Here is a 26,518-nt window from a genome sequence, read left to right as displayed (position 1 = left end):
ACCGATCATTCGCCGGGAGCCTGTCTGGCTCGGGTACTCGCCTTTCCGCCCTTGCTGCCTCGTTTGGCCGTGGCACGACGTGGAGGCTTCTCGACACTGACGTTGCCATCCTTCTCCGCAGCTGCATCAACACTTCGACGTGATGTCGTGGTTCGTTTGGCCCTGGCAGGCGCAGCCGGCGTTTTCTCTTCTGCCCCGGCAGGCACTGCAACAGCGGCCCCGTCTTCTGCGACAGCATGTTCCTTCGGTCCGGAAGGGTTCATCTCGAAACGCTGCGGCACTTCCTTGGGCAGATCAGTAATTCGTTCCGCTGCCACCAGACGACTGGCCATCTGCCAGTGGCGCTCGGACTGCCCATCCGGGCACCCTTCGGATTCCCAGATTCGGTAAGCCAGTAAACGAATACGCAATTGATCATCAGCCATGACGACACCCTCCCTGGCGAGGCATACGATATGCCTCGACGTATTGAAAAATAATGCTTCCCTGGTCCGCTGGAAGCCTGTCAGTGCATTGAATCCGTAGCAGGTAAATCAGCAAGCGCCCTGTCAGACACGGCTTCTTCAGCCATAGCCTGCTCGCCCTGGGCGTCAGGACGCACTTCACGCACCAGTATACAAAAGGGCAATTCAGCCAGAAGTTCGGACAGCGCCCCGCCGGAGGACACGCGCTTACGTGTAAACCACGAGGACCATGCACTTCCAGGTGAGGTGAGATCCAGTCGTGTATCGCCCCAGGCATCGGGAGCCACTTGTGGCATGGTCGCATCCTTCAGCATGGACGCCATATGCCGAACCGTCACGACAATGATCATCTGGTTCTGATGCTGTCGCGCAAACGCTACCACGTGATGCCGCTTCGAGCCGGTCACCTCAAGCGGGAGATACTGCCCCTCGGCAAACAGCGTGGAAAAGCGATGCCGAAGTGCCAGTACATCCATGATCATCGCCTGCTTGACCCGGCCATCACGCCACCCCGGTAACAGTTCAACCACCGAGCGCGCGTCATGTTGCTGGGCACGACGAAGGCCATAATCCACCGGGCGACGATTGTCGGGATCAACCAGTGAAAAATCCCAGCGCTCGGTGCCCTGATAGCAGTCAGGTACACCAGGCACCGTGAGTCTCAGCAGCGTCTGCACCAGCCCGTTGAGCGCGCCGGCTATACTGATGGCGGTCACCAGTGATGCCAGCTCACCACGCAGCACCGCCCCGGCAGGGGTTGTCAGCAGGGCCATCACATAATCACGACAGGCAGCTTCATAGACCTCGTCAGGATAAAGCCAGTGGGAACGCTGCTTGGCTTCACGCAAGGCCTTTTGCTGCCAGTTCGCGACGCGCTCGGCAAACGCGTTCAATCCGGGCTGATCATCAGGTGTCAGTGACAGGGGCCAGGCCCCGACAATGATCTGATACAGCATCATTTCGTCGGCTTCGACCAGCCTCCTGCCCTGCGCCTGCAGGTCACCGGACATGGATAGCCACCCAGTCACCAGATCGCGATACCCCTGACCTGTTTCAGACAATACAGCCAGCCTGGCCCTGACATCCTCCCCCCGCTTGTGATCATGAGTCGCAGTTGTTACCAGGGTATGAGGAAAGGTACGGGCATTGTGTTGATTGAACGCATGAAAATCAGCCACCGGTGCACTCATCCGTGCGCCGTTGAATCCGACATCATTGCGAGAGATCAGAACCGCCCGGCGATAGCCCGCCGTATCCTCCACGGCCTTGGCAGCCAACGGAGAAGTCAGCTGCGCAAATCGAGTGATCGCCGTCATCCGCGCGTCACACTCTATTTGTGGAACATCTGATGGCGGCTGACGGCCCAGCCACTGCGCCATGTATTCAAGAACAGCATGATCAGGAGGAGCCAGCTCAGACCGCGCCTCATCCAGGGTAGCTTCCCACATGACGACTTCCGCGGCAGGCCACCCCTGGTCATCGGCATAGGAGCGATACACCGGAAAATGAGCAGCCACTGCCCGAGTGGCGCGCCCAAGCGCCTGGATAGTGATGTCACGAGTACCCGGTTGACATTGCGCTACGCCCACCAGCGCTCTCACGGCGCGCTGGAACTCCGTTACCAGAGCGGTTGCCATGATTTCACGACGAGCCTTTATCACCTCATCATCAAACTCCATGGTATCGCTGGCATGGGCCTGCCACAGGGCCGTCAACGCCGCCTCACCTTCCGGATCATGCTGAAGAAGGGATACGGCATTCATGAACTCATAGCCGGTCGTGCCCGAGATACCCCAGTCCATGGGCAGGGTTTCATCGGCTTCAAGAATCTTTTCTATCAGAATCGGCAGCGGGCCCTGAATCGCCTGCACAGGGCGCCGGGATGTTGCTTCATCCAGTCGCTGCCGGAGCTGTCGGCAGTATCCTGCCGGATCGGCGAGGCCGTCCACATGGTCCAGTCGAACGCCATCGACCAGCCCACGAGCCACCAGCTCAAGCAAATAGGTATGGGTAAGGGTAAAGACGGTGGGGTTATCAACACAGACAGCCCCCAGCTCGGTAATATCGAAAAACCGACGCCAGTTGAGCTGGTCATTGGCGGTTCGCCAATAGGCCAGCCGGTAATTCTGCTGCTCCAGCAGCAGGTGCAATCGCGCGTGCGCATCAGCCTCCTGCCCCTGATAACTCGCCAGAAGCGCGTCGATGGCCTGGTGGCCCTGCTCCGTGTGTCTGGCCTCCATGACGGCGCTACCGGCTCTGGCGGCCCCGGCCTCCAGCGACACCATGTGAGGTATCTGCTCGCAGGCGTGTGACACCGCATCAAGCCCGGCTTCCTTGAAGATCATCGAGCAGGTACGAGGATCAATCGGGAAGCAGTGCTCAAAGTAGGCGATGTGAAAAAGGCCCGTGTCCTCGTCGAGCGCCAGCCTGAGTTCACCTTCGGCAAGGACTTCACCGTAGGGGCGGCCAAGGAACGGGACAAGCAGCTTTCCTTCAAGCTCCAGGAGACCATGTCCGATCCACTCGATGTCAAACATCGGAGCAAACCGGCTTTGCTGCCCCCAGCGCAGCACATCCTGCCAGTAATGGTTTTCGCTTCCGCCCACGGCCAGGTGATTGGGCACAAAGTCAACGATCAACCCCATGCCGAACGAGCGCAGACGCTCCACCAGCCTTTCCAGAGCTTCTTCATCACCGATCTCGGGATCCAGCCGAGTCGGATCAATGCCATCATAGCCATGAGTCGACCCCTGACGAGAAGCCCACAGGGGAGAAGCATATATATGGCTGACCCCCAGGGCTGCCAGATACTCGACCTGAGCACAGGCATCATCAAGCGTGAAGTCTGCGTGAAACTGAAGGCGATAACAGGCACGCAATGGGTAACCTGGCACGACGTTGTCGGCATAGGCCGTGTTTTCATCAACCATGGTGGTGTTCCTGTCGTCCCTTGATCAAGGCCTTGAGCCGCATCCGAACGGTTTCACTATCAAACAGCCGTTCAACATTGACCGGCAGTCGTCGCTGCCAGTTGGGGTGTTCATCCAGCGTACCAGGCAGATTGGGCTGCTCCACAAGGCCCAGCAAATCCTCCAATGGCAGCAACGCAAGTGGCGCAGGCGTAGCGCCGATGTGGTAAGCCACGGCTTCAAGCCAGCGGTCTACCGATGAATCAGCATCAATATTCAGCGCCTCGGCCAGCCACGTTCGCTCCCTGGCGCGCTCCGCCATGGCCTCGTCAAGCGCGGTATCACCCAGCATGCCCAACCGATGCCGCCAGTGGATATCTCGACCCGCCAGCCAGCCAGCCACGGTCGGCAGATCATGTGTACTGGCCATGGATACAGCGCGGGCAGGATAATCCGCAGCGCGAGTAAAGCTTTCGGCCTCACGCTCAAACCACAGCACCCCCATTCCCAGAATGCCGGACTGATCCAGCCGGGTACGGAAGTCCAGTTCAACGGTCCCGAGATCCTCACCGATCACCAGTGCCTGATGCTGCCAGGCTTCCAGCGCCACCAGACGCAACAGATCCTGTTCCGGATAACGAACGTAGGCACCCTCGGTGGGTGCCGCTCCCTGAGGGATCAGCCACAGGCGCGACAACCCCATGATGTGATCAATACGCAGCCCCCCAGCGCCCTTGAGGGCCGCCCTGACCGTCTCGATAAAGCCACGGAAACCATGCTGCAGCAGCCCCTGAGGTGAAAAGCCGGCGACACCCCAATCCTGACCGTTGGCATTGAAGGCATCAGGAGGAGAGCCGACATGGATCGTATCGAGAACATCTTCCGGATGTGCCCACGCCTGACTTCCCTGAGGGTCCACCCCGACAGCGATATCGGCAATCAGGCCGACAGCCATGCCCGCCCTGCGCGCTCGCTGCTGAGCCTGAACCAGCTCACGGGTGATACACCACTGAGCGAACTGATAGCGTTCAACATGCTCCCGGTGCACCTGCACGAACTGTCTTACCTCTTCACTGTCAAGCTGGTTGTACGCCGTTGGCCAGTCTTCCCTGGGCCCCAGCAACTCCAGCATGGCCTCAAAGCAGGCATGACGCTCAAGGCGAAGCCCTTCTTCGCGACAGAACGCCTCAAACGCATCCCGTTCGGCAGCGTCCATGGCATAAAAGGCCTCTGTCAACGCCGCCCAGCGTGACGTCAATACGGCGGGATAATCTATCAGCGCGGTATTACTGCCCGGCTCGTCCGGCTCGCCAAGACTTGTATATCCCGGATTGAATGCCAGACGACTCGAAGGAGAATACGGGGAGAACTGATGTGGCCGTGTTGGAAACAGCGCATGTACCGGGCTGATGGCCAATGCATCAATGCCCTGCGCTGCGGCAGCTTCAGCCAGCAGTGCCAGAGCCTCTATATCTCCCATTCCACGGTTGTTGCCGAACCGGCGCAGGCTGTAAAGCTGTACGCCCAGCCCGGACAGCGGGACCTTACGGCGAGGCGCCAGTTCCTGAATGCCTGGACAACGCGTCGGTGCCACCGCCAGCGTAAGTTCGTGTCCCAGAATATCCAGTACATAGTAGCCGGGAAGACTGATTGGTCTCAGGCATCCACTGGCATCAAGCACGTCCGGTAGACCATCTCCCTCTTCAGGGATAACGGTATACGGCGTTCCCTGCGGCAACATGCCAGGCAGCACGATGGGTTGATTCACCACCGCAGTAATCATGGCCGGCCACTGATCCACCGTTTCCGGAGCAGTCAGGCGGGCCAGTCGCACTCGGCTTTCAGCGATATCCTCTTCATCATCCGCAGCATAGCCCAGTGCCCTCAGCACCTGGCGCTGCGTATCGGGAGACAGTGTCCGTGTCTGGCCGTCACTGTCTTCCCACACCACTTGAAGGCCCGCATCACGCGCCAGTTGTTCGAGCGGAGTCATGAAGACCCATCCTGCCAGACGATACAGCGTCCAGGCATCAGCGACGTCATGTCGGCGTCAGGGTGCGTGTCATGAACCACATCGCCGGCGGGTACCGATAGATGGACAGCCTCGCTCCCCAGGTTGATGGCCATCACCCATGCGCTGTGATCGCTCAGCCGCCAGATCGCCTGCACGGCACCCTCTCCCAGGACAGTGGCCCCTTCGGGCCAGGTGCCACTCAAGCGGGGTACGAGATGACGGTGGCGCAGGGAAAGCAGCGTCGAATACAGCGCTGCCCAGGACTGGTCACCGACCAGGCCGGGGCAGGAGTCATCAAAGGTCGCAGCAGCATTCGGATCCGGGATGGCGTTACGGGCATCTTCATTCTTGAAGGCCTCAAACTCGGCAAACTCGCCGCGACGCCCTTCTCGTACCGCATCTGCCAACTCGGCCTTGTGATCGGTAAAGAAGAAAAAAGGTGCTGTTTCACCCTGCTCTTCCCCCATGAACAACATCGGGATCATCGGGCACAGCAACAACAACGTGGTGGCGGCACGCAGTCGGCTCGGCTCGGCCAGGTGAATCAGTCGCTCGCCCAATGCCCGGTTACCGACCTGGTCGTGATTTTGCAAAAACGTGATAAAGGACGTTGTGGGCAAATGACGGCTGGGTTCGCCGCGCGCATGGCCCCGGCGGTCTGCCTGCCCCTGAAAGACAAACCCCCCGGCAAGCGAGGCCGCCAGCTTGTTCGTCGCATCATCAGCATAGTCGGCGTAATAGCCTTCCTTCTCGCCGGTCAACAACGTATGAAGCACATTGTGAAAGTCATCGTTCCACTGGGCATCGAAACCATCTTCCAGCAGGGAGGCACTATTGCGTTCATTTTCCAGAACGAGATGAATCTGGCGGCCGGGCTCGACATGCTCATGCACAGAGGCTTGCAAGGCACGTAGAAACTCATCGTTGTCGATGGCATGCACCGCATCCAGTCGCAACCCGTCAAATCGATACTCCATCAGCCACATCAGCGCATTATCAATGAAATAATCACTCACCTCGGGCTGATCAAAGTCGATCGCATCGCCCCAGGGCGTGTGCTTGCCGGTAAAGAACGAAGGCGCATAGTGAGACAGATAGTTGCCGTCAGGGCCAAAGTGGTTATACACCACGTCCAGCATCACCATGAGACCATGGCCATGGGCGTCATCTATCAATCCCTTGAGTTCGTCCGGGCTGCCATAGGTGGAATCAACCGCATAAGGCAGTACGCCGTCATACCCCCAGTTACGTTTGCCCGGGAAGGCATTGACCGGCATGAGCTCAATGGCCGTGATTCCCAGGGCAGCCCAGGCCTCAAGCCGCGTGCGAAGCCCGGAAAACCCGCCCAGCGCTCCCGCGTGCACTTCCAGAATGACGGCCTCATGCCAGGGCCGTCCCGACCAGCGCGTATGGCGCCAGACGTATCTGGAAGGATCAACAACGCGGCTAGGGCCATCGACATCGCCCTTCTGGGCCCGTGCGGCCGGATCGGGTACGCTCAGTTCATCACTGATACGGTATCGATAAACGGCTCCCGCATGGCAGGCCGTCTCAAGCACAAAGTGCCCTTCACCGGTATTGTGCATTTCAAGCCGCTCGAACTCCTCTCCTTCAGAGCGCGCCAACTCAAGCACCACATGCCTGACCACCGGCGCCCAGAAGGAAAACCGCACCAGCCCCTGGCTGACAATATCGGCACCAAAGCGGTTACGATGCCGAAACTGCCCATCACCCGTTGCTGAATTGCTCATGTAGGCCAGTCTCCCTGACGCAGATAAAGCGTGCTCATCGGTGGTAGCGTCAACCGCAGGGATGCCGGCTGCCCGTGACTGGGCTCCGGGTGTGCATGTACGGCACTGCCATTGCCCATGTTACTGCCCCCGTAAAAGCGACTGTCGCTGTTGAAGACTTCTCGCCAGGCACTCATGACCGGTACGCCGATGTGATACTCATGGCGCACCACGGGTGTCATGTTACATACCACCAGCAGTGGGGCCTTGCCCTGCTCTGCATAGCGCAGAAAGGCAAAGACACTGTTTTCGTAATCATCCTTGACCACCCAGGAAAACCCGCCCGGGTCAGTATCGCGCGCATGAAGCGCCGGATCGCTGACATAAATACGGTTCAGATCGGCAATGCTGCGCGAAAGCCCGCGTGGGCCGGCTTCATCCAGCCGTTGCCAGTCCAGCTCGTGGTCATGGTCCCACTCTCGCCACTGGCCGATCTCTGCCCCCATGAACAACAGTTTCTTGCCAGGGTGTCCCCACATGAAGGCAATATAAGCCCTCAGACCGGCCAGTCTCGTCGCTTCATCCCCCGGCATCTTGCCCAGCATAGAGCCCTTTCCATGTACAACCTCATCATGAGACAGCGGCAGAATGAAGTGCTCGGAAAAGGCATAGTGCAGCCCGAAGGTCAGTTCGTGATGATGGTGACGGCGGAAAAGCGGATCACGCCCCATGTAATTGAGGGTGTCGTGCATCCACCCCATGTTCCATTTGAAGGTAAAACCCAGCCCCCCCATCTCCACCGATGCCGTTACGCCTGGCCAGGCAGTGGATTCCTCGGCAATCATCATGGTGCCCGGGCAACGATCCGCCACGGTAGTGTTGAGCTCACGCAGAAACTCGATCACCTCAAGATTTTCCCGGCCACCGTGCACATTGGGCACCCAGGCATCACTTTCGCGGCTGTAATCGCGATACAGCATCGACGCCACGGCATCGACCCGCAGCCCATCGATATGAAAACGTTCAAACCATTCCAGGGCGCTGGCGATCAGAAAACCACGCACTTCATGACGACCGACGTTATAAATCAGGGTATTCCAGTCAGGGTGGAATCCTTCCCGCGGGTCTGCATGTTCGTACAGGGCGGTGCCATCAAAATTGACAAGCCCGAATTCGTCGGAAGGAAAATGCGCCGGCACCCAATCGATGATGATGCCGATCCCGGCGGTATGGCAGGCATCCACGAATCTGGCAAAGGATTCCGGTGTTCCCATACGCGACATCGGCGCAAACAGGCCGATCGGCTGATACCCCCATGACCCCACAAAGGGATGTTCACTGACCGGCATCAGTTCAATGTGGGTAAAACCCAGATCGGCCACCCATGGAATCAGACGGGAGGCAAGATCATCCCATCCAAGGGTTTTTCCCTCGTGGTCGTGCTGCCAGGACAGTACATGAAGCTCATAAATCGACAGGGGGGCACGACGCATGTCCGTCGTGGAGCGCCGTTGAAGCCAGGCATTGTCATGCCAGTCGTACAACCGATTGCCGGTGACAATCGAAGCCACCTGATTTTCCAGTGCGCTCTGGCGCGCCAGTGGATCCGCCTTGCGGCGAGCCTCACCATGATAATCCAGCATCTCGAAGCAGTAGCACTCACCTTCTTCCAGGTGAGGAACAAACAAGGCCCAGATACCGCTTTCATCGTGCGGCGTCATGGGGTGGCGTCTGCCATCCCATTGATTGAAGGCACCGATTACGGAAACACGCTGTGCGTTCGGAGCCCAGAGCGTAAAGCGCACTCCTGCCACGCCATCCACTTTTACAACCGTTGCACCGAAGACGTGTGCCAGCTCACGATGGCGCCCTTCACTGAACAGGTAAAGGTCCAGCTCACCCGGCATCGGATCAAACCGATAGGCATCCTGAGTCACGAGCTCTCGCCCATCAGGCCAGCGCACCCTGAACCGATAGGATGTATTCAGCGGCAGGCAGGCCCGGAAGACCCCTTCAACCTGGTGCTCTGCCGAGGCCAGCAATGCGTCGTCAGGCCCGATCAGCTCAACCTGTTCGGCACCTGGAAACAGACCCCGAACAATACAGATATCACCATTCACGTGCGGGCCCAGCCAGTCGAATGGGTGTCCATGACTGGCTGTGCCCAAACGCGTCAATGCATTTCTTTCGATCTCGTCCGGAGTGGGACAGGATACGGACATGGTGGTCATTGAGCAGCTCTCCGTATCGAACCAGCATTGCCGGCGCTCTCGAGGTCCATTAACTGATGATATAGACGGCGATAAGGTGTCACTGACAACCGCCACTGATAGTAGATCGCCATGGCCGCACGCCGCATGGCATAGAACAGTTCAGTACAGCCATACACCCGGAAGGCCCGGTCAATGGCATGCTGAAAATCCGATTGATGCAGTTCATTGAACAAAAAGCCGGTTACCCCATCTTCGATGGTGTCGGCCAGTCCACCGGTACGGTGCGCTACCGGCAGGGAGCCGAAGCGCTGGGCGTACATCTGCGATAACCCGCAGGGCTCAAACCGGGACGGCATCAACAGGAAGTCGCTGCCGGCAAAGATGCAGCGGGCCTCACGCTCGCTGAAACCGATATAAACTCCGATGGCGCCCGGGAAACGTGCCTCGAGATTACGCAGGGCCTCCTCGATGGCCGGTTCACCACAACCAATGACCACCAGCTGACCACCGGCACGCACGATCGATTCGGCAGCAGCAATCGTCATGTCCAGCCCCTTCTGGTGTACCAGCCGCGACACGACCGCAAATAGCGGCCCATGGCTGACCGCAAGACGGAACATGCGACGAACGTGCTCGGTATTGACGCGCTTGCCGGCCCAGTCGTTGGTCGCAAAGGCACAGGCCAGATAGGCATCCGTCTTTGGATCCCAGCTGTCATCAATGCCATTGGTTATCCCGCTCAATCGGCCCTGCTCGGCGCAGGAAGACAGCAACCCTTCCAGGCCACAGCCAAATTCGGGCGTCGTTATCTCCCGAGCGTAGGTTTCACTGACCGTCGTGATGTGGTCACTGTAAACGATCCCTGCCTTCATGAAGGAGAGCTGGTTATAAAAGGACAGCCCTTCCTCGGTAAAGGCATGCTCGGGAATGCCCAGCGATGCCAGCCGATCGACACCGTAAACGCCCTGATAGGCCAGATTGTGAATGGTATAGACGCACGGCGTTTCATCACCTTCCCAGCGCAGGTAGGCAGGCGTCAGACCGGTTTGCCAGTCATTCAGATGCAAAAGCTCCGGGTGCCAACCGTTGTCACTGAATACATCACCCTCAAGACTCGTCATTTGTGCCGCAGCCAGGGACAAGCGAGCAAACCGGATATGATTATCCGGCCATTCCCGTCCGTGCTCGTCCAGGTACGGGCTGCCGGGACGTTCAAAAAGTTCCGGACATACCAGCACATAGACAATCAGACCCTCCGGGAGATAAACCCGACCAAGGTCGCAGGCCGGAATCTCGGCAAGTCCCGGCAGGTGTGCAACAATCTCGATGGGCCACAGGCTTTCGACAACCTCCCTGTAAGCCGGCATCAGGACACGCATGTCGTAATAGCGCAGCAATGCCCGTGGCAGCGCGGCTGATACATCACCAAGCCCGCCAACCTTGACAAAATCAGCCAGTTCGGAGGTAACAAAGAGAATGGGTTTGCCAGGTTCAAGCGGAACGGAGTAAAGCCCACTGGGTGTTCGCATTGCAGCGGAGGGCAAGGGCGGAATGACTGACGGCCGGGAAGACTCGACGGCTGCTGGATTAGACATGAGCTTACCTCGCGTTAAGGGCGATGGTACCGCATATCATGCCGAGTCAGGCCACGGAGGGAGGCGGACACATACGTTGCCTTGACGGCATGTCAGCTTTAGACGTTCATTGCGTGCTCCGGCATCCTTGCCATGACACAAAACGTCCCTGCTCGGCGTGCATCCTGCACCACCGACACCTGATTACCTGCTTCAGGGAAAGGACTCTGCATCGTTTTAAACAGAATCTTATATAGTGGATATAGTTCCCACGCCCCCTACCGTCAAAATCTCATTCTGCTTTTCAGGCACTTTTTTGTAACTTTTGGCAACATTCACGCTCTGGCACTCGTATAGATGAGATTTTCCTCATCATCCAAAGGGATCAGGGGCCCCAAGTGTCCCAGCGCAGCTTACATTCGCAGAACCCGCCTTATCACTTTTCAAATATCCAGCATGTGCCACATTGAAGTTGCCGGCTCAATAAAGGCAGGCGGGGCGGGGACCCGCCAGGAAGGCATAACACCAGAAGAAACAGGGAGGATGCCTGATCTGCCGCAGGATGGACCGGTTTTATCAAAAACCGTCGCGACCGGTAAAATGGCCGGCGGTTTTTTTACTCGTGCCCTATCTGCTTCCCGACAGAGCCCGCAGTACAAACTTTATTTTGGCGATGTAACGTACTCCCACATGGACCTCAGGAACTAATACAAAAAAACTAATAAAAGCAATTAATTCCGCGTTATTATCGTTTAGAAACCCGCCCAGGTATTAGACAATAGCCCTACTAATCAATTGCACTCATCAGCAATAAAGGTGAGTCAAGAAACGCTATTGCCATCAGGGGCGAACGGATGAGCCATCTTTATCTTCTTGTGACACGGTTCAAGCATGCTGTTGAAAAAGCCCTGTGCAATTCACTTGGCATATCTCCTGACGACCTTCCCTGACCTTCAACGCAGAAACAGGAAGCCCGGCATATAGCCGGGCTTCCTGTTTCTGCCGTATAAGCACGTGCCAAGTAGTCGCACTTGCGGATTGAATCACGCAGGCATCAGAGCCCCATGTTCTTGTTGTCATCCTTTTCGCGACGAAAGCGCGGCAATCGAATCCAGGGACGAGGCTGAAAGGTATCCAGCTCTTCATCATGCTCTGCATTGGACATCGTCATATCGAGAGGCCCTCTGAATAACCATAAAAGCAGCCACATGGTCAGCATCAGAAAAGGAACGATCAGCAGCGCTTCATAAATCGTAAAGGACAAAAAAATCCTGCTCATATATGTACTCCCGGGTGTTTGCTGCAGGAACCAGCCCCTCGGAGGCACCGCCTGAAACTTTAGCATTCATTAGTAATGAATTGATTCTTTTTGTAACCTGAACACAACTTTAATCGCATCCGCTCTCGCCTACAACAGCCGCTCTCACAAAAAGCAACAATCGGCACCATTGTCTGGCTTTATCAATACCCACGATCCCCTGGCAAACTTCTGCAAGACTGCAGAAAACACCAAAATGATGTGTTCATATCATGAAACCACGCCCAAGATGCCTTCAAACCGGCCGATAGAAGAGGTGAAGTACCTTAATTCACGTGTTAACGCAGTGAGGTAAATTCATGGATGCATCCATAAATGCCATGGTCAGCATGTCGTCCGCTCTTCAACAGGCCAATGCCATGCAGGAAGCACAGGCAGGTCTGTTAAATGAAGTGCTGGATACACAGGCCGCCAGCGTCAATCAGTTGATGGATTCGGTTAAACCGACTGCAGAACTGGCCACCTCCGGCAGCCTTGGCACACAGATCAATACCTACGCCTGAGCGTAATGACGTTACAGAATGCCACCTTCAGGGGTGGCATTTTCATGTCCCTGACATGTAAACCCCGCAAGCAGGCGAAACAGAAGCCGGGGTATATCCCTTCAGTATTCTTCATGAATACTCGGTGCACTGTTGGCTATTGAACGGCTCTACCCACCGCAGTCATCGCCATCCCCTCTCACGTAGGCATCATATCGATTTCAATATTTCCAGATTCGCTGGAATAAAAGCCCTATCGGCTAGAATGGCTTGAGACAAGTCATCACCATGGACCTTTCAAGAGAAGCCTTCATGACCTCTTCCTCCTCCCGCAGTACCTTTACACGCACACGACAGGTTGTCGGCCTGATCGGATGGCTGGCACTCAGTGTGCTGGTCATCAGCCTTGGCGCCTGGGCATCGATTGATGCTCGTGACGTATACACCACACTGCAGCAACCAGCCTGGGCTCCCCCCGGCTGGCTGTTCGGCCCCATGTGGACAACGCTCTATACCCTGATGGCCATTGCTGCCTGGCGTGTATGGCGCAAGGGAGGATTCTCGGTACAAAAGCGCCCCTTGAGTCTTTATCTGCTTCAGCTGGCCGTCAACGGCCTGTGGAGCTGGCTGTTTTTTGCCTGGTTCAAGGGGCTGTGGGCCCTGGTAGATGTCAGTCTTCTCTGGGCATTGATTCTAGCCACGCTGATAACATTCTGGCGTATCGATAAACCGGCCAGCCTGCTGTTACTGCCCTACCTGGCATGGGTTACCCTGGCAACAGCGCTCAATGCAGCCGTATGGCTGTTAAACCCGGCGGCGCTGGGCTGAGCCATGCATCATCAACGCCCGGGCGGTATATTATCAGGCACCTCAGCAGGCGCGCCCGGTGGTATTTCGGCCGGCGCATCCGGTTGAACTTCAGGTGGCTGGTCCGGCTCGATCTCCGGGGATATGCCAGGCCGAGGACGCGGCACCGTATCGGGCGGCACCTCAGGTGGAGCTATCGGCTCATGCTCGGGTGGCCGCCCTGGATCCACCTCCGGCGGGGGTGGGTCAGGTATATCGGGGGGCGGCGCGTCCGGTGTAATGGGCAGCGGTCTGGAAGAAGCGGAGTCGGAGGAAAACTCCTGAACCCTGAACAAATGCACACCTACTCTCCATGGCAGATGTGGCATATGGATTACCGCCACGTGATAACAGGCGTCACGCTACTACCCGCTCAGACACTCCCAGGTCATATACCGATAACTACGGCTTGATGTCATCGGAGCCGGCCTGCTGTGCGTACGCTGCCTCGGCATGTTCCGCTTCGGCATGTTCAACAGCCCAGAGGCCAGCAGCTTCTACCGCCACGGGAGACGCCGTGGGCACGACCCCAAGGTAGCTTTCCGGGTCATGCGCAGATGCCGGCGCACGCTGGGTCATGCAGTACAGTGCATAAAGGGTAACGACCAGGAAGGTCGCCCCCAGCACCGGCCAGAAGGCAAAGGGTCCATACCCTTCCATCGCCCACCCAGTGACCAGTGGGCCGATAATGGCGCCCAGCCCAAAGGTAAATACCAGCCCACCCGACGCCGCCGGCATATCCTCGGGCGATAACGCATCGTTGGTATAGGCCAGAAACAGGGCATAAAGTGGCGTGGTTACACCTCCGGCAAGGAAGGCCGCCGCCATCAAGGCCCAAAGGTCATGACCGACGAGCCATGCCAGCACGCAGGATACGGTTCCCACCCCGGAAGCACCAAAGATCAACCTGCGCCGGTCCATTCGATCGGACAGCCAGCCGATGGGGTACTGAAGCACCAGCGCTCCGGCAAAGAGCATCGCCACAAACAGCGCAATCTGCGCTGCCGTCAGGCCGATCTGAGAGCCAAACACGGCCCCCATCCCCGCCTGGGTGGCATAAATGCTGCCCAGAAGAAAGATGCCCACCGTTCCGAGGGGCGATCCCGCCAGCAGCCTTTTCAGTGGCATGGGCGGCGCAACATTGACAGCCGGCACCGGTGACACCGACAGAAGAATGGGGGCAAAGGAAATCGACACCAAAATAGAGGCCCCGATGAACAGCACGGACGTGGCCGCATCTCCCAGGGATAACAGCCCCTGTGCGCCGATGATGCCCAGCGTCTGGGCAATCATGTAAGCCGATAACACCTTGCCCCGGGTATCGTTGGTTGATGCATCGTTCAACCAGCTTTCAGCCACCACGTAAATACCGGACATGCAAAACCCCACCAGCACGCGAAGTAATGTCCAGGCCCAGGGATCGGTTAGAAGGGGAAATGAAATCAATCCTGCTGACATGAAACTGCCCAGCGCGGCGAATACGCGGACGTGGCCTACCCGTCGAATCAGCAGTGGCGTGAACCGGGCCCCCGACAGAAACCCCATGAAATATCCCGAGGTAACAACGGCCAGCTCCGCCGACGAAAACCCCTCAATGCCACCCCGCAACCCGATCAGCGTAAAGTGCATGCCGTTGCCCAGCATGATAAGCACGATACCAAGCAGCAGCGCCCAGACCTGAGCCAACATTTTAACCATGGAATATCCGTTCGGATGATTGTTGCATCGAACTACCCACAGCCTGCACAGCCCAGTCACTGTTGTAGCACCCTGTTTGGCTCATGGCCGCCCAGCTCGGCTATTCCAGCACCACTTACCGTATTTTTCGAGCACGAAAAGGTCTAAGGTCGCCCGACGAATCTGCTGCAGGTGACACAACACAGGGCCATGACAAGACATCAGCACGGTCTTGAAGGAAGAACATGGACAGCGGAGGTAAAAAACGACGGTGAGCCCAGCCGGGTCAGCCGGGTCCACCGTGATCGAGAGATGTCAGAAAGAGACGTTGATTTATGAGGCGTGATCAAAATTCATAAATGACACTTCCCTGAATTCGATCGACACGTCCATCGCGTTGGTCCACGGTTTCACGCATGGCATGCGCCAGCTCGATCCCGTAGGTAACACGCTCGATAGGGCTCCAAAGGTAATTGACGTGGATCAGCTCATGCACCTTATCGTAGGCATCGACGAATCCACCGGCATTATCGGTATCGACCAACGACACGCCATCGCGCCTTGCCTTGTCCCAGTCCGCTTCGACACGGGAATAGGAGACGCTGAAGGTGCCGGGCCCGACGTCCTGACTGATGCCGAGCGAGCCTCCCCAGGCAGTAATTGTTTCAAGGTGATTGCCTACCCGGTAGGCCGCCGGAGCAGGGTTGACCTTCATATACGCACCGATGCCCTTGCCGCCCGTCAGCTGACCACGGATCGTGGTAGATGGTGTGATGGCGTAGCTTCCCGCCACGAAGAGCCCCCAACCCAGCGTAGAGTCCTCCTCCCCTCCGGAATCGAAGGCCACTTCGCGTAGCAGGGCCGCCATGGACCATTTCGCCGGACCGGCGCTGGACTCATAACGCAGAGTGAGGTCAGGTAGGCCATCCTTGCGGTCGACGTCGGTACCGGCAATGGATTTCGCACCATTGGAGGCGCTATACCCTCCATCGAAGGAGTCCCCCGACATGACGCCACCGGGGTCCTCCAACGCTATATGGAAGTTCCCGAACGAGTAACGCAGCTGGGCCTGGCGTAGAAATGCATCGCGCCCGGCGGGCCCGGTAAAGTCCAATGTTGGCGTCGTGCTGATGAACGTATGAAAATTACTCCAGGTCTGGCCGGCCAGGAGCCCATTCCAGGCACCGTAGGCCTGACGCAAACGGAAATCACCGAAAAAGAAATCCCCTTCGATATTGGTGACCAGATCCCCTTTTGCGGTGGGCGTAGTGGTGCGGACACCGATCCTGGATTCACCCGCGCTCAGGTTCGAATGTCCATCCGTGCTCGGCTGGCCATCCACCGCGATCTTGCCGAAATTGACGCTGTCGCCCAGCCCATCGCTGTTGCCAGACTTCACATTGCCAATGTCATACATGATATCGAGCTTGGCATATCCGTAGACCGACACCTTGGTGTTCTGCACATCGAAGTCGATAGCGAGCGCCGGCACGCTTGATGACAGCATGAGGGCACCCAGAATGAGGGGCGAGCGGTGGCGTGAAATGCGTGGTTGCATCTCGGAACTCCATAACTGTTATTAGAATTGGAAAGTGAGGAATTGGAAGTTGGAATCGCCGTTCGGCTCAGCCCAGAAGCCTGAAAATCAGCCGGAATGAGATGGCGAAGATGGCAATCAGTCCCAGAATCGCAAACCCGGTCTGCCATGGGCCGTTCTTGAGGTCTCCCATCACGTCACGACGTTGCGTCAACAGGAAAAGGATGATGCCGAGGAAGGGCGCGACCAGAACGGTCAACGCCTGGGCCACGATGATCAACTCGATGGGCGATCCCTCGGAGATCACGGTCACCACCGCGCCCCAGGCCAGAACACCGTAGACCAGGAGTTTGACGCGCCAGGTCGAAAGGCTACTGTCCCAGCCCAGGGCATCCGCCAGCAGTGTTCCACCGGCCGACGCGTTGGCCGCCATCGACGAGAAAGCCGCCGCAAAAAAACCCAGGCCGAACAGGATGGAACCCAGCCGTCCCGCGAGCGGCTCAAGCACGCTTGCCAACTGTGGAAACGTGGTTACCACGGTACCAGTGGAGTTGAGCACGGCCGACGCCACGATAATGATCAGCATGGCCATGAAAGCTGTCGCCATATTGCCCGGCAAGGTATCCATCAACGTAATGGCACGATATTGCTCGCGCTTTAATTGCCGCTCGTGAATGGCATAACCTGTATAGAACGCCGAATTTATCGAGAAATTCGTTCCAATGAGAGCAATCAACAGCACGCCAGCCTCAGCGGGCATCTGCGGTATCAGCCCCTTGGCCGCTGCTGCCCAGTCAGGGTCGCTCAAGATCGTCGATGCCAGGAAACCGACCGACATCAGCCCGATCAGTGCCACCAGCAACCGCTCCATTGCCTTATAGGTATTGCGCATGGCAATAAGAAGCCCAACAGCGACAGTACAAGCCAGTGTCCAGCCGACGACCGAACCACCCAGCAGCAGACTTAGTGCAAGGCCCGACCCGACCGCGTTGCCGACGGCAAACATCAAGGTGATCGCAAAGACACCGAACCCCGCCATCACGCCGACCGGACGTCCAAGCTTTTGCTTGGTCACTGCGACGACCGAGTCGCCCGATGCCAGCCCCAGACGGACCGCCATGTCATTGAAGACGAACATGAGAATCGCCGAGACGAGAATAACCCAGAGCAGTACATAGCCATATTGGCTACCGGCCTGGACGGCAGATGTCAGCGCGCCGGGGCCAAATCGCCAGGCACCTGCCACGAAAGCCGGTCCCATGAGGGCCAGCATTTGCGGCAAGGATAGAGACAACCCGGGCCGGCCCGAGGTCGATGAGGACAGCGAGTCGCGGTCCCGCTCGGTATGAGAGTTCATCACACGCTCCTGATAGCTCTTGTTGTAGGAATGATGGAATGGATGAATCTGGCGAGACGGTGATATTTGACGGCATCACCGAGGCAGCCGGCCTCGAAGCGAGGCCGGCCAGAGACGATTAAACGAGTCCCGCTTGACGCATGGCATCAGCGATCTGCCTGTCGGCTCCTTCGGCGAGCGGGCGCAGCGGTGTCCGCACCGTCGCGTGCTCAAGCACACCGCGTGCCACCAGCGCCCACTTCAGCGCCACCGTGCCTTCCATGTGCGAACCACGGTGATAGACGCTTTTGGTCACCGGCATCAGGCGATCGTGAAGCTCACGCGCTCTGGCATAATCCTTCGCCTTACCGGCCTTGATCAGCTCGATCAGCGGCTCGGGAGCGATACCGCCGTAGCCGACCAGCGCCCCATCGACATCGAACATGGTGTGAAGCAGGTACTCATCGTGGCAGGTCAGGATCTGCAGATCGGGGTTCTGCTCACGGATCACCGGAATTTCCGTGTCCCAGCGCTTCATGTTGCGCACGCCGTTCTTCATCGCGAAGACCCCCGGCTGGGCCGCAATATCGAGCTGGGTCTGCAGGTTGTAGGTTGCCTTGGTGTTGTCCGGGTACTGGAACAGGATCAGCGGCATGCCGCTCTCTTCATGGATGCGTCGATAGCGCTCCTGCGGTGCCCCGTCCTGATACCCGAAACGCAGCCACCCATGAGAGGGATAGACAAGCCCCGCCGTGGCCCCCGCCTTGACCGCTCGCCTGGTCTCCTCGGAAGCCACATGATCGCCTTCGCCAGTGATGCCCGCGATGATCGGTACCTCCCCCTTGACCGCCTCGACATAAGCCTCGATGACACGTGTCTGCTCGTCGGACGTGAGGAAGGTGCCTTCACCGGCATGGCCCAACACGACCAGCCCCTTGACACCATCGATACCGCCCAGCCAGGCGCCAACCTTCTTGATGCCGTCATAGTCGATTTCACCATCGCGGGTGAAGGGAGTGACCGGTGCAGGCGTAAGACCTCTGAGATCGAGTGACATGGTGATTCCTCTTCTTTTCGGGTTTTGGTAACGTTACTGGGAACGTTTGCACATCGTTCCATCAATACCCGACCGTTCAAATACGACAATGGTCTCAGGATTCAATTACGCTGCAGGAAGCGCCGATAGCCTCCCCATGACCGAATTGCCGGTCTCGCGCTTATAAGATGGCGTGTGAATCGCTAGAATCGTGTGGAGTGCCGTTAGCGCGCAGGCACGAAAGACTTCAACTTCAAGGAATGTTTGATATTCCTTCCGTCATGGATCACCACATCAATGAATGACAAACCGATAACCATGCATGACGTGGCCAGGGCGGCTGGCGTGAGTACATCAACCGTCTCTCGAGTACTGGACGAGCGCCTTCCGCCATCCAGAAGCCGCGCTGCACAGCGGGTCCGGGAGGCCGCCAAAGAGCTGGGTTATAAACGGGACATACTCGCCTCCAGCCTGCGGCGTGGAGGTACCGGCACCATCGGCGTTCTGGTGCCGAGACTGAGTGACACGGTGATGGCACTCATTTATGAAGCAATCGCACGCGCCGCCATGGAGCGCCATTACTTCGCCATCGTGGCGACCAGCGGCGACGACCCGGAAAGCGAACGCCTGGCCGCCGAATCACTCCTGAACAGGCGCGTGGACGGCTTGATTCTGGCGACCAGCCGGCTCGATGATCAATTACCCTCACGCTTGCGCGACCAGGGGGTGCCACACGCGCTGGTGTTGCGAACCGACGGCATCAGCCCCTCTTCATTGGGTAACGACATCCAGGGGGGGTATCTCGCCACTCGTCACCTGCTCGATCTCGGCCACCGCGACATCGGGCTGGTTGCAGGACCAGGCTTTACCTCCAGTGCCAGGGACCGTCAGGAAGGCTATCGTCGCGCCATGCAGGAAGCCGGCGTTTCGGTACATGAAGACTGGGTCATGGAGTCAGGTTTCGGGATAGAGGCCGGCGAAACGGCGGGATACCAGATCCTCTCTCAGCAGCAGCGCCCCTCGGCACTTTTTGCAGTTAATGACAACCTGGCCATCGGGGTAATGGCTGCCGCACATCGCCTCGACATCAGCATTGGCTCATCGCTCTCGCTGGTCGGTTACAACGACATACCACTGGCGAGTCGTCTGCCTGTGGCGCTGACATCGGTTCACATCCCCCTGGATTATGTCGCCCACCAGGCTATCGAATTGCTGCTGGGCGAGAGACCACAGGGAGCCGACTGTATCCGGCTAGCCATGCCCAGCCTGATACCAAGGGCTTCATCAGTGAGGCATTCATGAAAGCAGGCGTCTCCGGGGAGGACATGCACCGTCCCGAGTCTTCCAAACACTCGCCAGGCACCAACGGCTGATCGATCATCACTCGTCCCATGACAGCGCCCCGGGCTATAAAAAAACATCTTGATATAATCGGATACAGCACCATCAGCCACCATCTACGGCCACATGGAACCGATGATGCTCGGCCCGCTCGACGATGTGCGCCCGTGGAAACGGTCACTTGAACGCCAGGGACGCCTGAGAGAGATAGTAGAGGCCGCCGAGCTCGCCGGCGTCAGAACCAGAAGAAGAGCCGTCGGGCCGGCATCAGCAGTACCCGCCCGACTCATCGGTGATCAGTGATTATCCCGGGGCGGACTCTGGCGCGCGACATCCTGATACTCGGTGGCGCCTTTCAGGGTCATGCCCTGATCCAGGGGCTCGACCAGAGTGCGCTGAATTTCCTGCCAGGGCGTCTGATGGGCCGGATAACGATACCCGCCCTGCTGTTCAAGGCGCCCCCGCCGAGCCACCAGTTCCGCATCATCAACAAGCAGCATGACCTCTCCCCGATCGAGATCGACGCGCAGCCGATCACCATCTTCGAGCAACGACAGCCCGCCGCCTGCGGCGGCTTCCGGAGAGGCATTGAGAATCGATGGCGAGCCGGACGTCCCTGACTGGCGCCCGTCACCAATACAGGGCAGCGCTTCGATGCCGCGCCTGATCAATGCTTCAGGGGGCTGCATGTTCACAACCTCGGCGCCACCGGGGTGCCCTATCGGGCCGGCACCGCGCATGACAAGAATTGTCCGATCATCAATATCCAGCCGGGGATCATCAATACGCGCATGATAATCCTCGGAGCCATCGAAGACCGCCACCGGGCCTTCAAAGGCATTCGGATCATCGGGGTCGCTCAGAAACCGCTGACGAAAGCCCGCGGAAATCACGCTGGTTTTCATCAGGGCGGAATCAAACAGATTGCCCTTGAGGTTCAGGAAGCCGGCACGGTCCACCAGGGGATTATCGTACCGACGGATCACTTCCGGATCCCGCGTCTCACGCCCAAGGATATTGGCTGCCAGCGTCCTCCCATTGACGGTCAGAGACTCACCGTGAAGTCGACCGGCAGCCAGCAACTCATGCAGGATGGCAGGCACCCCGCCGGCCCGGTAAAACTCTTCACCGAGGTAGGCCCCGGCAGGCATGATATTGGCCAGCAGGGGGATATCGTGGCCGACTGACTGCCAGTCATCATTGGTCAGCGCGACCCCCGTATGCCGGGCAATGGCATTGATGTGAATCGGTGCATTGCTCGACCCCCCGATCGCCGAACACACGCAAATGGCATTTTCAAAGGCGTTACGGGTGAGAATATCGCTGGGCCGCAGATCCTCCCACACCATGTCAACGATCCGTGTACCGGTGTCATAAGCCACCATCGCCCGCTCCTTGTAAGGTGCGGGGATCATGGCCGAACCAGGCAGGCTCATGCCCAGCGCCTCGGCCATGGAGTTCATGGTGGAGGCAGTACCCATGGTATTGCAGTGGCCTACCGAAGGGGCGGAATCGGTAATCCGCGACAGAAATTCGGCGTAATCAATATCGCCGGCCGCGAGGCGCTTGCGCATTTCCCACACCACCGTACCGGACCCCACCCGTTCGTTGCCATGCCAGCCATTGAGCATCGGCCCGCCGGAAAGCACGATCGCCGGGATATTGACCGTCGCGGCGGCCATCAGGCTGGCAGGGGTGGTCTTGTCACATCCGGTGGTCAGCACGACCCCATCCAGCGGGTAACCATGAAGCACTTCGACCAGCCCCAGGTACGCCAGGTTGCGATCGAGCGCTGCCGTCGGACGGCGGGCATTTTCATGAATCGGATGCAATGGAAACTCGAAGGGCACGCCACCGGCAGCACGGATCCCCTCCTTCACCCGCTTCACCAGCTCGATGTGATGGCGATTGCATGGCGTCAGATCCGAGCCCGACTGGCAGATGCCGATGATGGGCCGGCCACTGGTCAGTTCTTCCAGGGTGATGCCATAGTTCATGTACCGCTCGATACACAGCGCTGTAGTGCCCGGATGCTCGGGGTTATCGAACCACCACCGTGAACGCAGCTGGTCCGGAGTGATCCTGTGTTCTGAATTGCGCATATGTAACCCCTGGCGGAAAAATCGGGAATGGTGTGATGTATCAACAGGCCCCGGGTGATTCCGGCAAGACTTCCCTGTCTGCCGGACTGGCCTGAAATCAGGAAACGTCGCACCTGTCCCTCAAGACAGATGCGCCGGTACAAGCCCTATTCGTAGGACATGGCTTCGAGCTCCTTGCCACGGGTTTCCCTGACAAACCTTACGACAAAGAAGATCGAGACCACGGCGAAGAAGGCATAAATGCTATAGGCACCCGCCAGCCCGATGGCTGCCAGCATGATCGGAAAACTGATGGTGATCGCAAAGTTGGCAAGCCACTGGAACAGACCGGAGATGGCAAGCCCCGACCCACGCATCTGATTTGGAAACATCTCCCCCAGCATGACCCACATGACCGGCCCCCAGGACACATTGAAAAAGAGCACGTACGCGTTGGCGGCCAGCAGTGCAACAATGCCCATCCCATCGGACAGATGCAGGGAGCCATCGACCATGCTCGCGGTCGAAAAGGCGTAGGCCATGGCCATCAGCGTCAGTGCCATGCCCGATGAGCCGATCCACAGCAGTGGTTTGCGGCCAATACGATCAATGGAGGTAATGGCAATGACCAGCGCGCCCAGGCTTACCCCGCCTGAAATCACATTGATCAGCAGCGCATCGTTTTCGGAAAACCCAACGGACTGCCACAGGACCGCGCCGTAGTAAAACACCACGTTGATGCCCACCAGCTGCTGGAAGACAGCCAGACCGATCCCCACCCACACGATGCCATGCACCTTGCCCGTCGCTTTATTGATGACATCACGCAGGCCCGGCTGATGATCGCTGGCCAGCGATCCCTCGATCTCGGAAAGCTTGGTATTGACCTCTTCATCCGACAGCAGCTTGCCCAGCACTCCGCGCGCCCTGTCGATCTTGCCGGCACTCATCAGGTAACGCGGGCTCTCCGGAATGAACATCAGCGCGATCAGAAACACCGCCGCCGGAAAGACTTCAATCCAGAACATCCAGCGCCATGTGGCAAACCCGAACCACAGCGCAGCCACCGATGAACCGGCCATGTTGGCCAGGGTGTAGTTACTCAGAAAGGCCACGAACAGTCCCAGCACGATCGCAACCTGTTGAATCGTTGCCAGCCGCCCGCGGTAAGCCGCGGGAGCCACCTCACTGATATAGGCAGGAGCAATCACGCTGGCAGCGCCAACAGCCATTCCGCCCAGTACGCGATACATCACAAACGCCAGTGACCCACCGGCAATGCCGGACCCCCAGGCGCTGACAAGAAAGAAGACCGCCGCAATGATCAATAGTGTCCTGCGACCAAGACGATCCGCCATCCGACCGGCAAAAAAGGCCCCTACGGCGCACCCCAGCAGCATCGAGGCAACATTGAAGCCCGTACCGACGCTGTCGGAGCCGAAGGCACTTTGAAGCCCATCGACCGTACCGTTGATAACCCCACTGTCAAACCCGAACAGGAACCCGCCAATGGCGGCAATACAGGAAATACCGAATACGTACAGGCCACGCTTGCGTGTCATGTCACTTGTCATGGTATTGCTCCGGAAAACGTGTCGTTATCGTATGGAACGCGTGATGCGGTGAGATGATTCAAAGCCAGCCGGCGTCGACCCAGTAATTGTGGGCAGTACAGGCAGCCGCAGCGTCAGAGGCCAGAAAGGTCACCATGCTGGCGACATGGTGGGGATGAATGCGGACCTTGAGCTTCTGCTCATCGATGATCTTCTGCTCATCTTCAGGGCTGTACCATCTGGACTGGCGAGGCGTTTTCACGTTGCCCGGAATGACACAGTTCACGCGAATGCCGTCCTCGCCCAACTCACGGGCCATGGCACGCGTCATGCCCTCAATGCCTGCCTTGGCCGTTTCATAGATGGCCAGATGCTCCTGGCCAAGATGCCAGCTGATCGAGCCCAGGTTGACGATGGCTCCGCCGCCGCGTGTTTTCATGCCTGGAGCCACTGCCTGCATGGAAAACATCACATGACGCAGATTCACCGCGACCCGCTCATCCCAGTAATCCGGCGTAATGTCCCCCAGGGTATGACGGTCATCGTTTGCAGCATTATTGATCAGCACATCAACCGCACCGATGTGCCTGAACGTTTCCACCAGGGCGTGAAGGTCAGTAAGGTCACACAAATGGAAGGTCGCATGGCCCGCCAGCCGTTCGACCAGCGCTCGGGACTCATCTTCACAGATGTCCAGAAAGTGAACCTCGGCCTGCTGCTCGACGAAGGCTTCGACCAGGCCGGCACCAATGCCGGAACCGCCGCCGGTAATCACGACACGTTTATCTGCAAGACCGGGATAGATTGCTGTACCCATAAGTCACTCCACCATCCATGAAAGAGAAAGCACTGGTATGCAGGAACCCTTCCACCATGGGGAGATGCTCAACGCCACCATCGGGTACGGGCCACTTGGTATAGTCTTGTTACTAAGTGGCGATTATCAATTCATGATGTCAGGACAACCATACGACATAGGGTTAACGTAATCAGACAGGTGATACATCACGACACACCTGCCGAATACTGCCTCTTCAGTGCAGGCACCAGGCAGGGAATTTCGTCATGAAACTGTATAAGATTCACGTTCAGCCACCGGAACAGGCCGTAGAGGGTTCACTTTATTCATGCCAGGCAGTTACCAGAATCAAAAGGCGGGCGATCTCAACTTTCTCAAGCGGCTGAACTTAAGCGCCATCCTCGAGACAGTACGGCGCGCACCGGGAGTAACGCGCGCCGATATTGCTACCCAGGCACAATTGACCAAGGCCACGGTAGGCACAGCCGTTCAGTCGTTGCTGAACCAGGGATGGCTGAAGGAAGGAGAGCTGCAGAAAAGCAGTGGTGGCCGGCCGGGGCGCGCCCTGCACCTGAACGATGACCACTACTACCTGCTGGGTGCCGAAGTGGGCGTACACGGGTTGCGGCTCGTGGCCTGTGCCCCCTCCGGCCAGGTGCTTGAAACACAGCATGAACCCTTCCCCTGTACGACACCCGACACCACAGCCGCGTCGCTGGGTGAGCTATTGCGGCAGTTCACGCACCGCACGTCCCTGCAGCACAGGGACAGTCTGGGAATCGGCGTGGCCCTGCCAGGCACCATTGCCACCGATGAAGCCGTGCTGCGGCGAGCGCCCAACCTCGGCTGGCATGATGTGCGCTTCATGGAGTTACTGCGCCCGCACCTGCCTGAGGCCACAGGCGTCTGGCTGATGGACAATGAAGCCAAGGCCGCGGCCTTTGGCGAGCTTTATTTCCGAACCGGCGCGATCCCGGAGTCCCTGCTTTACGTAAGCGCCGGCACCGGGATCGGCAGTGGTCTGGCGGAGGGCAGGCACCTGCCACTGCTCACGCGAGGCGTTCAGGGGCTGGCCGGAGAAATCGGCCATACCGTTCTGCAGCCGGGCGGACTTTATTGTCATTGCGGTAACCGGGGGTGTGCAGAAACCCTTGTCAGCGGCTGGTCGATCCGTGCCACCCTGGGCATTGACGAGAAGGATGACCTGATCAACAGGCTGACACCTCGCCTGCAGGAACCGATGGTAGTGCACACCCTTCGCCGCGCCGGAGAGGCACTGGGCATGCTGCTTCTGAACCTGCATCACACCCAGAACCCTGCTGAAATTGTTCTGGGCGGTTCATTGACGCGGCTGGGGCCCCTCTTTCTTGACCCCGCCCTCACCTATTTTGAAGCCCATCAGCACCGCCTGCTGGGAACCGCACAGCGCGTTTCATTACGCGTCATTGAAGACAGTACCTTCGTGGCTGCCCGGGGCGCAGCTGCCCAGGTGCTGGCCAGAGCCATCCATGATCAGGCCCTGCCACAGGCCACCCACGGTTCGTCCTGAACTCGGGCGTGATCAGCGCAGCCGCATGATCACGCCCGATACCCTGCGAGGCGCCACGT

The 26,518-nt window shown here is 58.3% G+C and carries 18 protein-coding genes; 4 read left to right on the top strand and 14 right to left on the bottom strand.

The features are described from left to right. Nucleotides 1–5: 5 nt before the first annotated feature. The 7 genes from NAT21_RS05185 to NAT21_RS05155 all read right to left on the bottom strand — a co-directional run bounded on the left by NAT21_RS05185 (nt 6) and on the right by NAT21_RS05155 (nt 12,183). Nucleotides 6–425 (bottom strand): DUF2934 domain-containing protein, encoded by a 420-nt coding sequence (locus tag NAT21_RS05185; protein ID WP_250936255.1) that lies wholly within the window; start codon nt 423–425, stop codon nt 6–8. Between the two features lie 80 nt (nt 426–505). Next, nucleotides 506–3,394 (bottom strand): malto-oligosyltrehalose synthase, encoded by a 2,889-nt coding sequence (treY, locus tag NAT21_RS05180; RefSeq protein WP_250936254.1) that lies wholly within the window; start codon nt 3,392–3,394, stop codon nt 506–508. Then, nucleotides 3,387–5,366: a 4-alpha-glucanotransferase gene (gene malQ / locus NAT21_RS05175; RefSeq protein WP_250936253.1), complete on the bottom strand. Its 1,980-nt coding sequence runs from the start codon at nt 5,364–5,366 to the stop codon at nt 3,387–3,389. The genes treY and malQ overlap by 8 nt, the downstream gene beginning before the upstream one ends. Further along, nucleotides 5,363–7,138 (bottom strand): malto-oligosyltrehalose trehalohydrolase, encoded by a 1,776-nt coding sequence (treZ, locus tag NAT21_RS05170; RefSeq protein WP_250936252.1) that lies wholly within the window; start codon nt 7,136–7,138, stop codon nt 5,363–5,365. Before treZ ends, malQ begins: the two co-directional genes overlap by 4 nt. After that, on the bottom strand, nt 7,135–9,348 hold the full coding sequence (gene glgB, locus NAT21_RS05165) for a 1,4-alpha-glucan branching protein GlgB (RefSeq protein ID WP_250936251.1): 2,214 nt from the start codon (nt 9,346–9,348) through the stop codon (nt 7,135–7,137). The genes treZ and glgB overlap by 4 nt, the downstream gene beginning before the upstream one ends. Next, complete coding sequence (glgA, locus tag NAT21_RS05160) at nt 9,345–10,925, bottom strand: glycogen synthase GlgA (protein WP_250936250.1); 1,581 nt, start codon at nt 10,923–10,925, stop codon at nt 9,345–9,347. Before glgA ends, glgB begins: the two co-directional genes overlap by 4 nt. A 1,033-nt stretch (nt 10,926–11,958) precedes the next feature. Next, nucleotides 11,959–12,183: a hypothetical protein gene (locus NAT21_RS05155; protein ID WP_250936248.1), complete on the bottom strand. Its 225-nt coding sequence runs from the start codon at nt 12,181–12,183 to the stop codon at nt 11,959–11,961. 338 nt (nt 12,184–12,521) lie between these two features. On the opposite strand from NAT21_RS05155, the gene NAT21_RS05150 reads away from it, so the two are divergent. Both NAT21_RS05150 and NAT21_RS05145 read left to right on the top strand, forming a co-directional pair. Next, on the top strand, nt 12,522–12,725 hold the full coding sequence (locus NAT21_RS05150) for a putative motility protein (protein ID WP_250936246.1): 204 nt from the start codon (nt 12,522–12,524) through the stop codon (nt 12,723–12,725). Between the two features lie 291 nt (nt 12,726–13,016). Then, complete coding sequence (locus NAT21_RS05145; protein ID WP_250936244.1) at nt 13,017–13,532, top strand: TspO/MBR family protein; 516 nt, start codon at nt 13,017–13,019, stop codon at nt 13,530–13,532. A 420-nt stretch (nt 13,533–13,952) separates the two neighbouring features. Here NAT21_RS05145 and NAT21_RS05140 read toward each other — a convergent pair whose 3' ends face one another. The 4 genes from NAT21_RS05140 to NAT21_RS05125 all read right to left on the bottom strand — a co-directional run bounded on the left by NAT21_RS05140 (nt 13,953) and on the right by NAT21_RS05125 (nt 19,157). After that, nucleotides 13,953–15,248 (bottom strand): MFS transporter, encoded by a 1,296-nt coding sequence (locus NAT21_RS05140; RefSeq protein ID WP_250936242.1) that lies wholly within the window; start codon nt 15,246–15,248, stop codon nt 13,953–13,955. Between the two features lie 325 nt (nt 15,249–15,573). After that, nucleotides 15,574–16,785, bottom strand: a complete 1,212-nt coding sequence (locus NAT21_RS05135) for a DcaP family trimeric outer membrane transporter (RefSeq protein WP_250936231.1) — start codon at nt 16,783–16,785, stop codon at nt 15,574–15,576. A 67-nt stretch (nt 16,786–16,852) separates the two neighbouring features. Further along, nucleotides 16,853–18,121, bottom strand: a complete 1,269-nt coding sequence (locus tag NAT21_RS05130; protein WP_250936229.1) for an Nramp family divalent metal transporter — start codon at nt 18,119–18,121, stop codon at nt 16,853–16,855. 118 nt (nt 18,122–18,239) lie between these two features. Further along, entirely contained in the window at nt 18,240–19,157 is a 918-nt protein-coding gene (locus NAT21_RS05125; protein WP_250936227.1) for a dihydrodipicolinate synthase family protein, read from the bottom strand. Between the two features lie 243 nt (nt 19,158–19,400). On the opposite strand from NAT21_RS05125, the gene NAT21_RS05120 reads away from it, so the two are divergent. Next, nucleotides 19,401–20,438 (top strand): LacI family DNA-binding transcriptional regulator, encoded by a 1,038-nt coding sequence (locus NAT21_RS05120; protein WP_434084389.1) that lies wholly within the window; start codon nt 19,401–19,403, stop codon nt 20,436–20,438. A gap of 335 nt (nt 20,439–20,773) precedes the next feature. On the opposite strand, the gene NAT21_RS05115 is transcribed toward NAT21_RS05120, so the two are convergent. The 3 genes from NAT21_RS05115 to xylB form a co-directional block, all read right to left on the bottom strand. Continuing rightward, entirely contained in the window at nt 20,774–22,579 is a 1,806-nt protein-coding gene (locus tag NAT21_RS05115) for an IlvD/Edd family dehydratase (RefSeq protein ID WP_250936225.1), read from the bottom strand. 146 nt (nt 22,580–22,725) lie between these two features. Further along, on the bottom strand, nt 22,726–24,132 hold the full coding sequence (locus NAT21_RS05110) for a sugar porter family MFS transporter (RefSeq protein ID WP_250936224.1): 1,407 nt from the start codon (nt 24,130–24,132) through the stop codon (nt 22,726–22,728). A 58-nt stretch (nt 24,133–24,190) separates the two neighbouring features. Then, nucleotides 24,191–24,928: a D-xylose 1-dehydrogenase gene (gene xylB, locus NAT21_RS05105; protein ID WP_250936223.1), complete on the bottom strand. Its 738-nt coding sequence runs from the start codon at nt 24,926–24,928 to the stop codon at nt 24,191–24,193. Nucleotides 24,929–25,238: 310 nt separating this feature from the next. On the opposite strand from xylB, the gene NAT21_RS05100 reads away from it, so the two are divergent. Then, a complete protein-coding gene (locus NAT21_RS05100; RefSeq protein ID WP_250936222.1) occupies nt 25,239–26,459 on the top strand; it encodes an ROK family transcriptional regulator in 1,221 nt (406 codons plus the stop codon). Nucleotides 26,460–26,518: the final 59 nt, after the last annotated feature.

Origin of the sequence: Larsenimonas rhizosphaerae, assembly GCF_023700005.1 — a bacterium.
Lineage (GTDB): Bacteria > Pseudomonadota > Gammaproteobacteria > Pseudomonadales > Halomonadaceae > Larsenimonas > Larsenimonas rhizosphaerae.
This window is presented reverse-complemented; position numbering and strand designations above follow the sequence as displayed.

Excerpts from the sequence above, each read along its gene's own strand:
- treZ (WP_250936252.1), bottom strand. The coding sequence starts at position 7,138 with ATGAGCAATTCAGCAACGGGTGATGGGCAGTTTCGGCATCGTAACCGC.
- NAT21_RS05145 (WP_250936244.1), top strand. The coding sequence starts at position 13,017 with ATGACCTCTTCCTCCTCCCGCAGTACCTTTACACGCACACGACAGGTT.
- xylB (WP_250936223.1), bottom strand. The coding sequence starts at position 24,928 with ATGGGTACAGCAATCTATCCCGGTCTTGCAGATAAACGTGTCGTGATT.
- NAT21_RS05185 (WP_250936255.1), bottom strand. The coding sequence starts at position 425 with ATGGCTGATGATCAATTGCGTATTCGTTTACTGGCTTACCGAATCTGG.
- glgA (WP_250936250.1), bottom strand. The coding sequence starts at position 10,925 with ATGTCTAATCCAGCAGCCGTCGAGTCTTCCCGGCCGTCAGTCATTCCG.
- NAT21_RS05150 (WP_250936246.1), top strand. The coding sequence starts at position 12,522 with ATGGATGCATCCATAAATGCCATGGTCAGCATGTCGTCCGCTCTTCAA.
- NAT21_RS05115 (WP_250936225.1), bottom strand. The coding sequence starts at position 22,579 with ATGCGCAATTCAGAACACAGGATCACTCCGGACCAGCTGCGTTCACGG.
- glgB (WP_250936251.1), bottom strand. The coding sequence starts at position 9,348 with ATGACCACCATGTCCGTATCCTGTCCCACTCCGGACGAGATCGAAAGA.
- NAT21_RS05135 (WP_250936231.1), bottom strand. The coding sequence starts at position 16,785 with ATGCAACCACGCATTTCACGCCACCGCTCGCCCCTCATTCTGGGTGCC.
- NAT21_RS05125 (WP_250936227.1), bottom strand. The coding sequence starts at position 19,157 with ATGTCACTCGATCTCAGAGGTCTTACGCCTGCACCGGTCACTCCCTTC.
- NAT21_RS05110 (WP_250936224.1), bottom strand. The coding sequence starts at position 24,132 with ATGACAAGTGACATGACACGCAAGCGTGGCCTGTACGTATTCGGTATT.
- NAT21_RS05140 (WP_250936242.1), bottom strand. The coding sequence starts at position 15,248 with ATGGTTAAAATGTTGGCTCAGGTCTGGGCGCTGCTGCTTGGTATCGTG.
- NAT21_RS05130 (WP_250936229.1), bottom strand. The coding sequence starts at position 18,121 with ATGAACTCTCATACCGAGCGGGACCGCGACTCGCTGTCCTCATCGACC.
- NAT21_RS05100 (WP_250936222.1), top strand. The coding sequence starts at position 25,239 with ATGCCAGGCAGTTACCAGAATCAAAAGGCGGGCGATCTCAACTTTCTC.
- treY (WP_250936254.1), bottom strand. The coding sequence starts at position 3,394 with ATGGTTGATGAAAACACGGCCTATGCCGACAACGTCGTGCCAGGTTAC.
- NAT21_RS05155 (WP_250936248.1), bottom strand. The coding sequence starts at position 12,183 with ATGAGCAGGATTTTTTTGTCCTTTACGATTTATGAAGCGCTGCTGATC.
- malQ (WP_250936253.1), bottom strand. The coding sequence starts at position 5,366 with ATGACTCCGCTCGAACAACTGGCGCGTGATGCGGGCCTTCAAGTGGTG.